The following is a 15224-nucleotide window of genomic DNA, read 5'->3' on the forward strand; positions in this document are numbered from 1 at the left end:
AAAATCTTAGATAAATGTCTACAGCGTATCTTCCAACCATTTAAAGAACTCACGCTGCCACACAATACCGTTTTGCGGCGTCAGTACCCAATGGTTTTCTTCTGGAAAATACAAGAAACGGCTTTCCAAGCCACGTAATTTTGCTGCTTGGAATGCTTGGATCCCTTGACCTAGTGGTACTCGGTAATCTTTACCGCCATGGATCACAAACATGGGTGCATCCCACTTGTCTACAAAATTAATCGGGTTGAACTCATTATAAGTCTGGCTGATCGATGCATTGCTTTGCTCCCAATATGGGCCACCAAATTCATGATTCACGAAAAATAGCTCTTCAGTTGTGCCATACATGCTGCGAAGGTCAAAAATACCACAGTGCGAGATAAAGGTCTTAAAGCGCCCATGGTGGTTGCCAGCTAGGTAAAACGCTGAATAACCACCAAAGCTTGCACCGATCGCACCAATACGCTTTTTGTCTACATAGGGCGCTTTTGCAACATCATCAATCGCATCTAGGTAATCTTGCATTGCTTTACCTCCCCAATCCTGCGTGATGTCTTCATTCCACTTCACACCATGACCCGGCATACCACGACGGTTTGGCGCAACAACAATGTAACCTTGCGATGCCATCACTTGGAAATTCCAGCGGAACGAATAAAACTGAGATAGCGCAGATTGAGGTCCACCTTGAAGATAAAGAAGTGTTGGATACTTTTTACTTTCGTCAAAGTTTGGCGGATAGATCACCCAAGTTAACATTTCCTGACCATCTTTAGTGGTCACCATATGCTTCTTCACTGTTGGCAAGTCAAGATCAGCATACAAAGTATCGTTAACCTTCGTCAGTGGCGTTAGGTTTTTCTTGCGCAGATCAAAACGAAAGATCTCCGATGCTCGATTCATACTGCTACGAGTCACTACCAGCTGCTTGTCTAGTGCTGCCACAATGCCGTTCACATCATATTGGCCTTTAGTAAGCTGTTTGATCTTTGGTTTAGATTTGGCGCTTACTGATACTTGGAACAGCTGAATGGTACCGTCTGTTGGGGCAACAAAGTAAATACGTTTGCCATCGGGGCTCCACTTAAAACTGTTTACTGTTCCATCCCAGTGCTTAGTCAAATTGACTTTTTTATTTTTGATGCGCACTATGATGTCGTTTTTATCAGCCTCATAGCCTGCCTTGTCCATTTGTAGCCAAGCCAAATGACCTTTTGCGGAAAACGCAGGACTTTTGTCGTAACCCAAATTGCTTTGTGTGAGATTAGTGGTTTTTTTACTTGCTAGATTATAACGATAGATATCCGTGTTGGTACTGGTAACGTATTCAGTGCCCTCTAGCTTTTTACTCACGTAGTAAATATTTTCGCCTTTAGGGCCCCAAATATAATCACTAGAGCCACCAAAAGGAGAAGTCGGACTAGAATATGGCTTGCCTTCCATAATATCGACTTTTTTCTCAGTCACTAGATCTTGATAAAATACATGCTTGAAACCGCCGTCATTCCAAGTATCCCAGTGGCGATAATTTAAGTCGTCAAACACATAGGCGTTTGCTTGTGACAAGTCTTTGTGTCGATGAGCAGCTAATACCGACTCCACATTAACCTTTTCGTGAAACAACTTCTTACTGCCATCAGGTGAGATGTTGCTATCGATTAAAAGACCTTGATAAGCGTTTAGTAACTGAGATTTACCCCCTTTTACAGGAACTTGGTACACTTTGCTGGCAAAATCATTGTTTGCAACACTCGGTGTTGTGACGCTGTATATGACGTGTGTTTTTTCTTTATTTAGTCCCAACGCTGTCACACGTTTTACTTGCCAAAGTTTTTCAGGGGTCATCACCTCTTGAGCTGACACACCTGCACTCACTGCAAGGCCTAAGCTCGCAGATAAAAGAACTCGCAACATGGCGAAATGCCTCCAAAAATAAAAACGCGTCTAGACTACATAAATCGGCAGGCGCTTAAAAGAGATTAAGGTAAGAAAATTGTCACATAAACCTGATTTAACGCACACAAGCATAGCAGGCAAACAAATTATATACAGACGTAATTTGGCAATTTAGTCTTTAACGTACTACCCAAACGGTTAAATACCGAAAAATATTCAAGTCCAAACACTCATTGAGGGTAGATTTTTACCCTGTCATTTCATAAATCGCATTAAAAAAGCACTTACTGGAAAAATTCTTCTCAAACTTGTTAGACATATTAATATTCAAACACACTTGAAGGTATATTCCATTTGAAACAAAAGCAAAGAATAGGTTATCTTTTAATACTTCTAATAACTAAAAAAGACAAAGGAAATTAAAATGAATTTAAAAAAGACTAATCTAAAAATACTCTCCGCTACCAATCAATTAAACCCTGCACAAACAAAAAAAATAAATGGCGCATGGGGTACGGTTGCAACAGTAAGGATCACGTTACCGACAACGCTTTGTGATCCGACAAAAACAGTTCATGAAGCATAATTATTGATGTGAATGTCAGGCGCTCAAAGCGCCTGTTTAAAGTTTTGTCATAGATATCACAGTTTTCTCGCTACTACACTTTAAGACCCAATGCTCGAATACCTGAAGCAGCAGAAAACAGCCTAAAGACCTACAAAACACCCATAATTATTGCAACAAACCCAATAACAGCCATAATTGCTCCAACAATAAACGTGGGCTTTTCTAGACCGTAGCTCTGCTCTTGTTGCGTTAGTCCAGAGAATACTACCCCTTTACTAAACAAAACAATCATAACACCGCTTAACAATAGGATCAGACCATCTATTGCGCTTGTAAAATCCATATTCCATCTCCAAGAAATTTATTATTAAATCCACTAAACACTTTTTTTCAATGTGAACAATGTCTTTTTCATAATGGCTTGGTCAGCAGTTAGCACATTCTTCTATACCATAAAAGACAACGGCGAATATCCATCACACTTAAACTACAAGGCATATCAAAGTCTAATCAACACTAACTTTATAACACACTCCAAAGCTAAAAAATGAGCGGAATTTCATGTAAAACCATACTATTAACCGCTTAGTGTCAGTTTATGAGTCGAGCTTTGAGCGGTAAATGGCAAGACCTACAGAAACACCAATCGCGACTCCAGCGCCAGTAGCAACGCCCATGAAAGGCAGTAAATCGAAGGAGACCCCAACTAAAATACCCACAACACACCCAAAACCTGCGCCAATTGCAACCCCTAGCCCAATATACTTGCCTTGCAATTTATTGTCTGATCCCTTGTCGCTTTTTAGTTCCATCTATATATCCTTTTGTGACGATTGTAGAAATATGTGTTCTGTCTACAAAACAAATTAAGCAGCGTGAATACTCAGTTACCCTTTTCGCCCTTCGGCAAATGTGGGCAATCCAGACTGTAGCTCACACCAATTGGCTTTATAATCTGTGTAAATTTGAGCGTCTACTGTGACCGGGATATCAACATCAAATGTCGATATTGCTAACTCAATGTTTTCAAGTGCCGCACCATTGACTCGAAACCCTAGACTTGATCCGCAGTTCGAACAAAATGTGCGAATAGTTTCATTAGGTGCTACAAACTCTTTAATTAACTCAGTTCCAGATAGCCACTTTAACCCTTGGACGCCTACCAAAGTACCGTATGCTGCGCCATGAAATTTACGACACATCGAACAATGACAGTTCGCAACTTGATCGCTGAAGCCAGTAACAGAATACTTTACGCTACCACACAAACAAGAGCCTAGATAACAGTCACTCATGATTACGCCTATCTCCCATTCTCTACGCTTTGTAACAACGAGTGCAGTCATTTATCAAAGCATATAAACTCAATAAACAACCCTTTTACTTTCTTCTCACTCTAGCAATAACTTATGTTATTTACTATCAGTATGTTTATCTAGCCACTGTAAAGGGATTTGCCACAGTACACTGGACTTTCGACTAAAAAACTTCATATGCCCAATTTCTTTTAGCCCATATTCTATTGGGTCTAGTGTGAGAGTTTGGCTTTTAATATTTGGACTGACCGCCATCATGTCCTGAACATTTTTATCATTCGCAATAAAGTCATCCACAGCATTGACCCACATAGCAGGAAACGTAAGCTCGTCAAAGTAATGCTTTTCAACCGTTTTTCCAAATGCCGTTTTTACATAACCACTGCCATTACACCACGACCGCCACTGTGCTCCAACCGCTGAAGGCAGCGGCTCCCCCATACCAAACCATTGAGACTTAGTATGACCGAATAAAAAGTTGGAAAAGGGAATAAACATGTTCATAAAAAAGTGAGATTTAAACTGATCTTTCAACTTCATATTGAGAAGCCGACCAGAAGAACTCGCAAAGTTAAACATCGACGATAATTTAAATGCATTTGGCGCTAGTCCGATCAACTGACCTCCAGCACTGTGACCCACAAGATGGTAATTAGACTGAGGAAACTCACCTGCTAGCGCTTCAATAGCAGCAGGCTGATCAAGCTGCCCCCAACACTGCAAGCTAGCAGTGTGCTGACCTATAGAACCATGTAGCGACTGGCCAATGCCGCGATTATCATAGCTCAAAACCCCATAGCCATGTGCGGCTAAAAACTCAGCAAACGACGTATAAAATTGACGTTTTATTCCTGTCGCTGGCCCAAGTAAAACAGCACCCTTAACGACATTCATCGGCTTAAACACCGATGCGGCCAAAGGATAACCGTCTTCACATTTTATTGTTATATCTTGACTCGTAAAGCTCTGCATACTTGCAACTAAATTGAAGGTTAACTCGCTGTAGCTTATAAGTGGTATTACCAGTTGGCAAGGCCACAGAGGCAATTATTTGAGTTTTTGCTCCACTAGTCCCTAGAGAAAGAGAAACATCTTAACTTTCCATTATGGAAAACTTATACTTGCCAAAGTGGAAAGTTATGATCTACACTAACTTTCCACACTGGAAAGTTAAGGAATAAAACAATGAATGAAAATATACCCTCGGGGCCAGAAGCAAAAGATGCATTGGATGCCGTCCGTAATTCTCAACAAAACATTCTCGTTGAATATACGCCACCCATTTGGTTAAGATTCACAATGAGCGCAAGCTACGCGGCTATTTTCTTTGGCTATGGTATGACTGAGCATGAAAATAATTGGGCGCTAGCAATTATTGCCGGCACGCTATTGTTTGCCCTTTCTTGCGCATTGTATTTTTACTTGTACCGGCTTCAGGGCATAAAAATTCGACTTTTCCCACGTTCCAAAACTGCTGAAAAAATCAACGTCTATGCCACATTTGGCTTTGCCGGTCTTGGGTTTTGTAGCCGATTTTTACGTACCGAATTTGGGATTGACTGGGCGCCATATTTTTGTGCATTAGCGGCCTGTATTGCAATGTTTTGGTTGCTTGTGAAGCTGCCCACAGGAGAAGTCATGGTTGAGGATAAATAGTATGCCAGAGCTAGACCCTGTTATTCATGCCCCCAATAGACTAAGAATTTGTGCCATGCTGGTTACCAGTGCTGAGCTAGATTTTAAACTTATAAAAACACAACTTGATGTGAGCGACTCTGTACTGTCAAAGCAACTGAAAGCCCTTGAAGATATTGGCTATATAGAAACCAAAAAACGTAACCATAATGGGCGACCCCGAACTTGGATATCATTAACTGATAAAGGCCAGTCAGCGTTTGAAAGCCATATTTCAGCACTGCAAAACATCATCAATACCAGCTGAGTTTTCTATGCGACTACCTTGCGCCGCATAGAAAACGCTATCCGGCGCATGGCATTTCTAACAACTCAAAAACTCGTCTCATGAGGTAGAAAAATTTTAAACCAAGTTAGACTCTATTGCTCAATCACTTTTTTCCTCTGTCTCAAATTCAATACCACCTACGCGCTTCGCTGAAAAGTTGTATATAAAACAAAAGAATCGATTAAAAATATACCCCATAACCCCATATATAAGCGGTAAAATGATAAACAATATAAATGGGAAGATTGGGCCGTCTTGTTCAGTGTTCGGAGCAAATAGCACCCCCATTACACCTACAAGCATGAATGGAACTGTCATCAAAGCGAACATCAGGGCTAGTATTTTACTCGTTTGATGCCCGGAAAAACGGCTTATTTGGACTTTCATAAAACTTTACTTTCACTCTACTAAAAAACCAGATATTAACTATATTGATTTCTATACCGATGGCATAAAATAGTGTTCCCTCATCGGATTGAGTCAAACCCAATGTTTAAGTGGCATTTACTGGTTTTACTTAAACCATTTATCGTGGATTTTAACAATGAGGTATAGGCCGAAAAATACGAACATAATGGTTTTAAATAATAGCATACCCGTGCTGCCTCCTGATAATTCATTAAGCATTTCTGCACATTCACCCATGCATGAATTTATCCGGCCCCAAACTTTATTGGAGCTGAAAATGAAAACAAAGAACACAACAGCAGATACAACCAACTTCATTTAATATCCATATTTAACACTATCACTACAGTCGTCAGATACAATAAGTTAAGTACCCGATATCGTTAAATTTATTACACGCATCATACAGTCGAGCATACTTTTTATCAACGATGGCTACACTGAGGTGGCTCCCTGTAATTTTGAGTGCTGATTTTATACACAATAGCATTAAGAACCCCCATTTGCCCGGTCAAATGGGGCTGCTGGATTTATGCAGCCAAAGGTAACAGGTTAGCTAGAGCAATCAATATTAAGAGTGAAGGCTTTGAGAGCGGGTATTTGGCTTGGATTGACTTTATTGAAACAAAGTAAACACCCGCTCGATCCTACACGGTTTTTATTCCAACTGAGCGTAGATAAGCGACATTCATGTCTTTTATCTACGCTTGAGTAGCATTCTAGTTATTTAAAGTTCAAAAAGAACGCTTATGGATGGCACCAACTTGGGACTTATTTATTGAAATAGTCTTTTTTTAGCTTTGCGATTACATCAGTACTTACCCAGTAAATATTCGATACGCTGTCTGGCTCATTATATCTTGCAAAGAATAAGTATTTTCCATCAGGTGATACTCTTGCAACAGTCTCAGAATAAGTCGTATTTATTGTGTCGCCTAAGTTGATAGGGTCTGACCACGAACCATCTTGCTCTTTAAAATAAACAAATAGGTCACTATCTCTTCTGTTTTTGCCACTTCTTGTTCGAGAATTTACCAACAAATAGTCCTCAGATGGCGAGATAAAACCATGAATACCAAAATCGATATCCATTGGTTTAGCCTCTAAATATTGACCATTTTCGTTTTTTGCATAATACATTTGGCGCTCAGACATATTGGTAAAAACGAGATCTCCACTTTTACCTTGGTTTAGATCGGACAACTTGCCATTGTTTATCGGCGAATCAAACCTTTTAGCCTTTGTTAACTCTCCATTTTCTCGCGATACATACCAGATGCCTGAGCCTTTTTCGTGAGGCGAGCGGGCAGTAAAATATACCCGGTTTTCTTTTAGGCTCGCGTAGGGTACTAGTTCATAGCTCATTTTTCCGTTGGTAAAGTTCACTGTTTTGGGCTCTGTCCATCGACCATCTTCAATTTTTGAGTATAAAATTTTTGGACGTGTATCTACCCCTTCAATTACATCCAATGCTGTAAAATACATTTCATCCAGATTTGGTGAAAACGTTAAGCCAAATTCATATCGACCATTAACTGAAACAGTATCTGGCGCAAAAAGTTCTGGAGTCAAACCTGGTGCTTGTTGCCCAAACCAATATCCCTTTAACACAGGAAACGTTTCACTGGCACTGGCACTGGCACTGGCACTGGCACTGGCACTGGCACTGGCTGCCAGTGTAACGGCAATACATACAGCATTAACAAGTGACTTTATTTTTTTCATGATTTTGTCCTTTAATTCTCAATAAACTGGGGCTCAGCCCTAAATACTTAAAAAGTTATAATTATTATAATTCTCAATATAAAAGCATTTTTGGAAAGTAACACCTTTTGAATTTCATCATCAAACAGTTAATCACTTTCGTTGTTCGCTATTAATTTTCAATGCTTTTCATTGAGGCATTTAGTATTAATTTAGCAATGTAACATATAATAATTTTCGCACCTAATGCGTTTAACAAACTGACACTAATATATCAGGCCAAGCGGCACAGTCGTGTAAACTAATGTAAAACCTTCAACACCAGCTGTATTGATAACTAATAACTTCATGTAGTAGTCAAAGCCAGTAATGCACCCTTTCACAAATCTAGTCATACTCACGTACTAACTTCCAAATCGCTAACCATAAGTGCTTCACAACAAACCATACCATATGGTATGGTTTGTGTATTGTTTAATCACATTTAGGTAAAACATATGTTTTCAGCAATTTCCTCCCTCGTTGCCCCCTTTAATGATCGGTTAGCAAACAAGGCACAGAGTAGCCACTTTAGAGATGCACTGGTTATTTCAAGAAAGAAACACACCCTTTCACCGAGCGAAACACAACACGCCATTTTCAATTACATGCCAAGCTGGATCACAATGCTTATGCGTTTGCGAAATAGACTAGTAAAACTGCTCGGCTTCAAAGTTGGACAAACCAACTTCACAACAAGCAAAACAGAATTGGACGTTGGTGATCAAGCTGGTTTTGTAACCGTTTTAGAAAAATATGCAGATGAGATTATTTGTGGTGCCGAAGATAGACATATGCACTTTTATATCTCGGTTAGGTTGGATACGAACAACATCATCGTATCTACGCTAGTGAATAAAAAAACCTTACTTGGTAAAGCCTATGTCAATGCCATCTTACCTTTTCATTATGTCATTGCTCGCGTAGTGATAAATAGTGCTCGTAAAGCAGGCAGAATATGACAAATTATCACATTTCTGAGGCCAAAAAGGACTGGTTGGACTTCGCACTCAAAGTACTAATGGAAAATGGGCCTGAGCAGTTAAAAATACAATCCCTATGCGATAAAAAAGGCGTATCAAAGGGTTCTTTTTATCATCATTTTGCGTCAAGGTCGGACTTTATCGAGCAGCTGATGGAGTACTGGTACCAATCGATGACTATTAACTTTATTCAGCAAGCCAATCAAGCCGCTACTCCTATTGAACGACTTGAAAAGCTAGATAAGGTCATTGCAAGCCATAATACCGAAGCCGAACTACATATCCGTGCTTGGGCATTAAGAACTCCCAATATAAAAGTTCACCTAGAAAAAATAGATCAACAACGCATTGCTTACTTGACCGAATGTTACTTAGGGCTAGGGCTCGAGGAACAAGCCGCTGCTGATCATGCCATGATGGCGTATGCTAATTTTCTGGGGATGCAGCAAATTCATCCAGCACCTGATCCAGAAGACGTTTTACGGATCACCGCACTGGGGATGAAGTCACTACTTTCACATAAACAAGACTAACACACTGACTATACTCTTTTTTTAATGCTTAATGGAGCGCTGTATTGGTGCTCCATTTGCTCGACTATTACATCATTAAATAATGACATATCAACCTGTCCGTAACGCTAAAATTTCCGAAATATTATGTGTTTCTTGAAATTGAACAAGATCTTTATCTTTTGAGTCAATTGCCACAATTGACATCCTATCAGCTAATTCATTCCCCTCAATACCAACATGACCATTAACATGGTGAATTGAAATTTGCGCAGCTATGCCTTGATACAGCTCATAGGTGGGTTTGATGATATCCAAGTTTTTGATTTCGCCATCCGATTTAGTCCAACCTTTTTTCTGCCAACTCATTGCCCACTTGGTAATACAGTCGATGGAATATTTCGAGTCACAAAATATGCCCACACTTTTACCACTTGCGAGCACCTCTTTAGCAATACGCAAGGCCTGATTCAAGCCATGGAGCTCTGCGGTATTATTTGTCCCAACAGGCTGATATAACCCATACCATAGCGCACTAAGTTGGTTGTTTTCATATACGGCCAGCCCGGTGCCAGCCTCTCCCGGATTGGGCTCACATGCACCATCGGTGAAGATCTTGATATCATAGGGCATGGCGTCAATTTGCGTTTGTGAAAGAGGTTGAGGCTTTGGTTTACTATATTTAGAAGTATTGCTTCTCAGCTTTGGTTCTTTGAGTTGAGACTTTTTTCCAAATGCCAATTCAGCTTCTTCAAGTGTTGGAAATGACTTAAATTTCGCGCCAGCAAAACCATCAACGAGCGATTGGCACTTCGCCCAAGTCGTAAAAATACCTGTCTCTCGGCCTTTCCAAACAACATAGTACTTTTTAGCCAAACTTTTCTCCTCACTCAAATTAATTGCATAAACATCACCCTACTTCCCGTAGCTCACTGTCGATATAGCCTTTGGAAATGATTGAGTAGTCATTCTCTCCGACAGTGCCACTGCTGTCACGCAAATTTATTAAAAGCAAACTAAAGTCGGCCTTTTCGAATAAAAAACCTTCAAGAAGAGTAAAATCTATCAGTCAATTCCTAGGTGCTTAAACTCAAAGCTTGCGCTGCCTAAAGCATGGTTATGAATACGACAAAACATCCATTCTAAGTGACTATTTAACCAGTTAAGCTTACATATCGGATAAAATGGATGTCTCGCCTGAGGCTAAAATAAATTAAAACTTCGGCCTAAGATCCTCGATAATTTTAGCGTCAACCCAATATATGTCTATATTGGTATTTTCTTCTGTTCCCGAGTTTCTATTGAACAGCAGATATTTGCCGTCAGATGTCACGCCAGCCGCCGCTTCCCAAGCCTTTGTGTTTACTTTATCCCCTAAGTTAATTGCAGCTCCCCAAGATCCATTTGGTTGCTTGAAGCTAATGTAAATATCGGCATCACCATACCCACCAGGTCTCTCTCCATCCCAAAGAATATAAGACTCATCAGATGCAATAAAGGGATGTGCGTTCCATTTCCCTGTATTGATCACTTTACTCAATGGTTTGGGCGCTTCGCGCTTTCCGTCCACCAAGCGTGAATAACGCAAAACGCCGTTACCACTTCTATCTGCATCGTCAAATACATAAGTGCCCTTTGCTGATGCGGTCAGGCGCATAATAGGAATATCCTTAAATGATGGCGCCAGCTGTTTTATTTCAGACCACCCACTGTTTGTACGTTCCTTGTATCGCTTCCCTAAATGCATCTTTTTTCCATCTGGTGAGATAAAAGGCTGCCCCACTCTTTTTGAAACAATCGATTCATGCCAGCGGTTATTTTTATATTGAAAAACGACTAATTCTTGGCTTTTATCTATTTTTCCATCACGTAAAAAGTAAAACTCTTTCAAATCAGGGGTGAACACACCACCATATTCCCACCCATCTGTTGTAACAACACCAGGTGCAAATATTTCAGGTATTATACCCGGCGGCTTTTGGCCAAGGTAAGGTCCTTCTAGGATAGCCGCACTTTGATGACCAAGGCTTTTTTGGCTAACAGCGAGAGTAACAAGTAGGGACACCAGAAAATAAGCACGTTTCATATTTAACTCCTGAAATTAAAACGTCTTGAAATAATGTGAGCTTAACTACATAGCCATCGCTCACCGATTAGCACAACACTTCATTGACAGCAATTTTGCCTAGAGCTTGGTTTTAAGCTTGTTGATAAATTGCGCATCGACCCACATGACGTCGGAATCTCCATCACCAAACTTTCGATTAAAGAAAAAGAATTTGCCATCAGGTGACACAACTCCACCTGTATCTGGGCCAGCGGTATTTATCTTGTCCCCCAAGTTAATTGCATTACTCCATGAACCATCTTCCATTTGAAAACTAATATACAAGTCAGTTGCACCAAAACCGCCCTCTCGCTCACTATCCCAAATAATGTAACTTTCATCCGGCGCAACAAAAGGGTGCGCAGTCCACTTTCCGGAATTAATTTGTTTACCGAATGCTTTAGGTGCTTGTCGTTTACCGTCAATGACTTTTGAATAACGGATCGTGCCAATTTCTTCACGTTCATCAAAAACATAAGTTCCATTCGCAGATGCGGTAAGCACCATAATGGGTATTTCGCTAAATGGCGCACCTAAGCTTTTTAGCTCCGACCACCCCTTTGCTGTGCGCTCTCTATATTTATTGCCATCATGCATCGTTTTGCCATCCGGGGAAATCGAGCCGCCCATTTGAGGCGCTAACACCACCTCTCTCCAGCGGTTATTTTCGTGCTTAAAAACAATCGCAGTATTTGTTCTCTCTTTACGGTTGTATCGTGTAAAGTAGTACTCCTTCATATCTGGCGTAAATCGGCCTGTCCAATCATGATGCTGTTTGGAAACGATCCCCGGAGCAAAAACTTCCGGTGTTGAGCCTGGTGGTGTTTGTCCAATATAAGGGCCCTTTAATCCAGCTAAGCCATCTTGAGCATGACTTACGCCACCGATCATCAGCACAGAAAGTAGTATGGTTTTTGACAGGTAAGTGGATTTCATGGTGTTTATTCCTTAGTTATTCAATCGACTATCTATTCGACTTAGTTCGAGCTAATTTCCAATCAAGTTAATCCAACACACCATTAATTACCTTACGTCCTTATGACTTCTCAATGATTTTTCCTGAAAGTGAATTCTGAATGCGAAGTTTAATCCCCCAACGCCTCTTAATAAAAAATATTAGCCTTAATATTAATGAGTTATAAAATTCAGGCATTTAACTAGAGCAACCAGAAGGAGAAGCCAGGAAGGGATCGCTAGTAAAGAAGGAGTAGATTGATACCTGCTTATTACTTATGTTTCCCGGCCACATAGCTACCAAAAATACGGAGGGACTTATCTTGCACCGATACAAAAGCAGCATTGTTGATAGGTTATTTATTGGGCCTTAAAGCTTCGATAATTTATGTATCAAACCAATGCTTTTTACACCCAAAGTGTGCTGCCATCACTTTTTTGTTCGGTATTCCTCTAGAGGAAAATAAGTACTTCCCATCGGATGAGAATCTCGGAGCACTTTCACGATAATTGGAGTTTTTCCCAGCACATATTTACAGCTGGTAACCATACGCTACCTTTTACCACGAAAACTAATTTAGATATCCTTTCATCCATAGCCATCTTCTCTTCCTACACCCTACATCAAATAAGATTCGTCCGGTACAATAAAAGGGGGTGTTCTTCATTTACCTGCTTTGCCATAGCAATCTTCGTCGGCTACGGCCATTGCCAATAAAACACAAATGGAGTGATAGGTTAGGCTCATAAACTACCTCTGTTTTGATGTTAATGAGCCATGACTGTATATAGCGCAGCTATGAAATACTTGACACGATTGTGATATATCACTGATTTTTTCTAAAGGTATGTATTTTGGTACTTTTTTTCTTTTTCTTTATTGGGCATGAACTTATAGTGCTAAGTATCATTTTGACTCAATCGAATCCCAGCTCACTTTGCTGTGTGTTTTAGAATGATTTCTTCCAAAAGTGGCGCTAAAGGAGACCAAGTATTCCCCGTGATACCATATGTCGTATTGGTTGCCGGAATATGATAGATAGTGGAAACGTAACCATTTAGTGCCCCCCCTCTAGTGAAGGCAAGTTGACCACCTAATTGTGTAATTTCAATCCCAAGTCCAACTTGTTGACCTTGCTTATTACGAACAATATCTTTGTTCTTGTAACGGCAAGGCGTAGTCATTTTATTAAGCGATGCTGTAGTGAGCACTTTCCCAGAAAATATAGCTCTGAACAGTTTGATATAAGACGTTAAGTTACCTCCCAACGCTCCCGCGCCACCTACTACGCGGTATTCAACGGGATCCTGATATACAGTATTGCCGAATATACCTTGCTCATAAGCTGTAACCAATGCAGGTTGGTAAAACGAATCGCCTAAATAATACAAATTAGGATCCTTCGCTTGTGGGAAGATTTCCTCCCTTAAGAAGTCACCGATAGGCTGATTGGATAAGTGCTCAATAACCATGCCCAATAGAAAAAAACCAGTATTGTTGTAGCTATATCTTGTTCCTGACTGAATCACGATTGGCTTTTCGTTGAGTTTATCTACAAACTCTTTTTGAGATACAGACTTTTGCCATCGGTAGTTTTGAAATTGTTCTTCATTAAATACATCTGGTATACCAGATGTATGACATAGCAGCTCTCCTACGGTGACTTGCCCAAAGTATTTCAACTCGAAAGGAAAATGCTGTTGTATTGTGTCTGTTGTTTCTAATAAACCACGTTCTTCCAATTGCAGAATCGCTGCTGCGATCACTGTTTTGGCGTTAGAGCCAAGCGATATAAGACTACTTTGATCGAATGGTACGCCAAGTGCTTTGTCCGCAAACCCATATTGTCTACTCTCTATCGTCCGCTCACCTTTAACCGCCGAAATAGCCAAACCCACATAACTATTTTTAGACGAGAACTCTGCTACCGCTCGGTCAATTTCATCATCGGCATTTTCATGCTGGTTGCACCCAGTAAGCAATAAAAATACCGCACTGTAGATAAGTTTCATATGGTCACCTTGGTGTAATTACCAATACAAGGGAATGGAAATAAATAGAAGTTATCAATTAAAACAAACACACTTATTAAATATACCACTACCGCCAAAAAACATGTTTTGAAATACTTTGGCTCCTAATGTCATATGTTAAGGTGACACACAATGTTGACGGACAGCCTCTATACAAACTGCGCGCGAATGCCTGTGGGTAAATATGGATCTGACAACTTGTATGGTCGCAATTTGTATCGAAAGCCAGCTCTTTATGCACAACTCCTTGGTCTTTAACCCAACCTTCTGCTGATTTTAGCGCCAAAGACTCACTCCTTGAATCAGCCAAACAGCCAATACTATATGTAATTAGTATAACGAGTAAGCCAGCAACAAACCTGCGCATATTAACCTCTTTGGCTATCTTTGAGCAGCAAATAACTAAACGCGATCAGAGGAATATTCGTCGTGACAGGATTAAAAGCTTCAATCAATAGTTGCGGTTGCATAACAGCAACTGCGATCAACAACAGTGTTAGTGCAATAATATTGAGTATGTTCATGGCTTTGTATTTATAAAACATAAAAAACAAAACACCAAACATGACCTCGCCCACTCCGGCTATCTTCGTGATCAGCGTCGATATGTCGTCTGGGAAGCCCGCACTAGACATAATCAATTGCTCTATTGGTGCGACATGGACTAGCTTTGGAAAAATACCATGATATAGCCAAGCAAAACTAATGACATAGCGGGCAATTTGAATCGAAGACAC

The 15224-nt window shown here is 40.3% G+C and carries 18 protein-coding genes; 5 read left to right on the forward strand and 13 right to left on the reverse strand.

All coding sequences use genetic code 11. The features are described 5' to 3' along the window. Nucleotides 1–18 precede the first annotated feature (18 nt). On the reverse strand, nucleotides 19–1917 hold the full coding sequence (locus QNM18_RS02640; RefSeq protein WP_284136234.1) for a S9 family peptidase: 1899 nt from the start codon (nucleotides 1915–1917) through the stop codon (nucleotides 19–21). Nucleotides 1918–2323: 406 nt separating this feature from the next. On the opposite strand from QNM18_RS02640, the gene QNM18_RS02645 reads away from it, so the two are divergent. After that, a complete protein-coding gene (locus QNM18_RS02645; RefSeq protein ID WP_284136235.1) occupies nucleotides 2324–2485 on the forward strand; it encodes a hypothetical protein in 162 nt (53 codons plus the stop codon). Nucleotides 2486–2615: 130 nt separating this feature from the next. On the opposite strand, the gene QNM18_RS02650 is transcribed toward QNM18_RS02645, so the two are convergent. From QNM18_RS02650 to QNM18_RS02665, 4 genes are all read right to left on the reverse strand, one after another. Beyond that, entirely contained in the window at nucleotides 2616–2810 is a 195-nt protein-coding gene (locus QNM18_RS02650; protein WP_023401019.1) for a hypothetical protein, read from the reverse strand. Nucleotides 2811–3063: 253 nt separating this feature from the next. Further along, on the reverse strand, nucleotides 3064–3279 hold the full coding sequence (locus QNM18_RS02655; protein WP_211009324.1) for a hypothetical protein: 216 nt from the start codon (nucleotides 3277–3279) through the stop codon (nucleotides 3064–3066). Between the two features lie 75 nt (nucleotides 3280–3354). After that, nucleotides 3355–3762: a GFA family protein gene (locus tag QNM18_RS02660; RefSeq protein WP_284136236.1), complete on the reverse strand. Its 408-nt coding sequence runs from the start codon at nucleotides 3760–3762 to the stop codon at nucleotides 3355–3357. A gap of 117 nt (nucleotides 3763–3879) precedes the next feature. Beyond that, nucleotides 3880–4755: an alpha/beta hydrolase family protein gene (locus QNM18_RS02665; RefSeq protein WP_284136237.1), complete on the reverse strand. Its 876-nt coding sequence runs from the start codon at nucleotides 4753–4755 to the stop codon at nucleotides 3880–3882. 213 nt (nucleotides 4756–4968) lie between these two features. Between QNM18_RS02665 and QNM18_RS02670 the strand changes: the two genes are divergently transcribed. Both QNM18_RS02670 and QNM18_RS02675 read left to right on the forward strand, forming a co-directional pair. Further along, nucleotides 4969–5439 carry a hypothetical protein gene (locus tag QNM18_RS02670; protein WP_284136238.1) on the forward strand — a complete coding sequence of 157 codons (471 nt, stop codon included), beginning with the start codon at nucleotides 4969–4971 and terminating at the stop codon, nucleotides 5437–5439. 1 nt (nucleotide 5440) lies between these two features. After that, nucleotides 5441–5725: a transcriptional regulator gene (locus tag QNM18_RS02675; protein WP_284136239.1), complete on the forward strand. Its 285-nt coding sequence runs from the start codon at nucleotides 5441–5443 to the stop codon at nucleotides 5723–5725. A gap of 120 nt (nucleotides 5726–5845) precedes the next feature. On the opposite strand, the gene QNM18_RS02680 is transcribed toward QNM18_RS02675, so the two are convergent. From QNM18_RS02680 to QNM18_RS02690, 3 genes are all read right to left on the reverse strand, one after another. Further along, the gene (locus QNM18_RS02680) at nucleotides 5846–6133 is read right to left on the reverse strand and encodes a hypothetical protein (protein ID WP_211009320.1); all 288 of its coding nucleotides are present in this window, start codon (nucleotides 6131–6133) and stop codon (nucleotides 5846–5848) included. 792 nt (nucleotides 6134–6925) lie between these two features. Further along, nucleotides 6926–7879, reverse strand: coding sequence for a hypothetical protein (locus tag QNM18_RS02685; RefSeq protein WP_284136240.1), 954 nt, complete (start codon nucleotides 7877–7879; stop codon nucleotides 6926–6928). A 245-nt stretch (nucleotides 7880–8124) separates the two neighbouring features. Further along, entirely contained in the window at nucleotides 8125–8253 is a 129-nt protein-coding gene (locus QNM18_RS02690; RefSeq protein ID WP_284136241.1) for a hypothetical protein, read from the reverse strand. Nucleotides 8254–8355: 102 nt separating this feature from the next. Between QNM18_RS02690 and QNM18_RS02695 the strand changes: the two genes are divergently transcribed. Both QNM18_RS02695 and QNM18_RS02700 read left to right on the forward strand, forming a co-directional pair. Next, a complete protein-coding gene (locus tag QNM18_RS02695; protein WP_211009316.1) occupies nucleotides 8356–8859 on the forward strand; it encodes a DUF2867 domain-containing protein in 504 nt (167 codons plus the stop codon). Beyond that, on the forward strand, nucleotides 8856–9413 hold the full coding sequence (locus QNM18_RS02700) for a TetR/AcrR family transcriptional regulator (RefSeq protein ID WP_247687231.1): 558 nt from the start codon (nucleotides 8856–8858) through the stop codon (nucleotides 9411–9413). The genes QNM18_RS02695 and QNM18_RS02700 overlap by 4 nt, the downstream gene beginning before the upstream one ends. Nucleotides 9414–9503: 90 nt before the next feature. Here the strand turns inward: QNM18_RS02700 and QNM18_RS02705 are convergent, their stop codons facing one another. The 5 genes from QNM18_RS02705 to QNM18_RS02725 form a co-directional block, all read right to left on the reverse strand. After that, nucleotides 9504–10268, reverse strand: a complete 765-nt coding sequence (locus QNM18_RS02705) for a ribonuclease H family protein (RefSeq protein ID WP_284136242.1) — start codon at nucleotides 10266–10268, stop codon at nucleotides 9504–9506. A 337-nt stretch (nucleotides 10269–10605) separates the two neighbouring features. Then, nucleotides 10606–11478: a TolB-like translocation protein gene (locus QNM18_RS02710; protein ID WP_284136243.1), complete on the reverse strand. Its 873-nt coding sequence runs from the start codon at nucleotides 11476–11478 to the stop codon at nucleotides 10606–10608. A gap of 99 nt (nucleotides 11479–11577) precedes the next feature. Beyond that, entirely contained in the window at nucleotides 11578–12435 is an 858-nt protein-coding gene (locus QNM18_RS02715; protein WP_284136244.1) for a TolB-like translocation protein, read from the reverse strand. 951 nt (nucleotides 12436–13386) lie between these two features. Continuing rightward, nucleotides 13387–14466 carry a serine hydrolase domain-containing protein gene (locus QNM18_RS02720; protein WP_284136245.1) on the reverse strand — a complete coding sequence of 360 codons (1080 nt, stop codon included), beginning with the start codon at nucleotides 14464–14466 and terminating at the stop codon, nucleotides 13387–13389. A gap of 389 nt (nucleotides 14467–14855) precedes the next feature. Continuing rightward, on the reverse strand, nucleotides 14856–15224 hold the full coding sequence (locus QNM18_RS02725) for a DoxX-like family protein (RefSeq protein ID WP_284136246.1): 369 nt from the start codon (nucleotides 15222–15224) through the stop codon (nucleotides 14856–14858).

The organism is Pseudoalteromonas obscura (assembly GCF_030135505.1).
Classification (GTDB): Bacteria; Pseudomonadota; Gammaproteobacteria; order Enterobacterales; family Alteromonadaceae; genus Pseudoalteromonas; species Pseudoalteromonas obscura.

What these genes read in the sequence shown, in the direction of transcription:
- QNM18_RS02715 (WP_284136244.1), bottom strand. Translation starts at nt 12,435, where the DNA reads ATGAAATCCACTTACCTGTCAAAAACCATACTACTTTCTGTGCTGATG.
- QNM18_RS02685 (WP_284136240.1), bottom strand. Translation starts at nt 7,879, where the DNA reads ATGAAAAAAATAAAGTCACTTGTTAATGCTGTATGTATTGCCGTTACA.
- QNM18_RS02670 (WP_284136238.1), top strand. Translation starts at nt 4,969, where the DNA reads ATGAATGAAAATATACCCTCGGGGCCAGAAGCAAAAGATGCATTGGAT.
- QNM18_RS02690 (WP_284136241.1), bottom strand. Translation starts at nt 8,253, where the DNA reads ATGACTAGATTTGTGAAAGGGTGCATTACTGGCTTTGACTACTACATG.
- QNM18_RS02665 (WP_284136237.1), bottom strand. Translation starts at nt 4,755, where the DNA reads ATGCAGAGCTTTACGAGTCAAGATATAACAATAAAATGTGAAGACGGT.
- QNM18_RS02700 (WP_247687231.1), top strand. Translation starts at nt 8,856, where the DNA reads ATGACAAATTATCACATTTCTGAGGCCAAAAAGGACTGGTTGGACTTC.
- QNM18_RS02640 (WP_284136234.1), bottom strand. Translation starts at nt 1,917, where the DNA reads ATGTTGCGAGTTCTTTTATCTGCGAGCTTAGGCCTTGCAGTGAGTGCA.
- QNM18_RS02645 (WP_284136235.1), top strand. Translation starts at nt 2,324, where the DNA reads ATGAATTTAAAAAAGACTAATCTAAAAATACTCTCCGCTACCAATCAA.
- QNM18_RS02655 (WP_211009324.1), bottom strand. Translation starts at nt 3,279, where the DNA reads ATGGAACTAAAAAGCGACAAGGGATCAGACAATAAATTGCAAGGCAAG.
- QNM18_RS02660 (WP_284136236.1), bottom strand. Translation starts at nt 3,762, where the DNA reads ATGAGTGACTGTTATCTAGGCTCTTGTTTGTGTGGTAGCGTAAAGTAT.
- QNM18_RS02650 (WP_023401019.1), bottom strand. Translation starts at nt 2,810, where the DNA reads ATGGATTTTACAAGCGCAATAGATGGTCTGATCCTATTGTTAAGCGGT.
- QNM18_RS02710 (WP_284136243.1), bottom strand. Translation starts at nt 11,478, where the DNA reads ATGAAACGTGCTTATTTTCTGGTGTCCCTACTTGTTACTCTCGCTGTT.
- QNM18_RS02695 (WP_211009316.1), top strand. Translation starts at nt 8,356, where the DNA reads ATGTTTTCAGCAATTTCCTCCCTCGTTGCCCCCTTTAATGATCGGTTA.
- QNM18_RS02680 (WP_211009320.1), bottom strand. Translation starts at nt 6,133, where the DNA reads ATGAAAGTCCAAATAAGCCGTTTTTCCGGGCATCAAACGAGTAAAATA.
- QNM18_RS02675 (WP_284136239.1), top strand. Translation starts at nt 5,441, where the DNA reads ATGCCAGAGCTAGACCCTGTTATTCATGCCCCCAATAGACTAAGAATT.
- QNM18_RS02720 (WP_284136245.1), bottom strand. Translation starts at nt 14,466, where the DNA reads ATGAAACTTATCTACAGTGCGGTATTTTTATTGCTTACTGGGTGCAAC.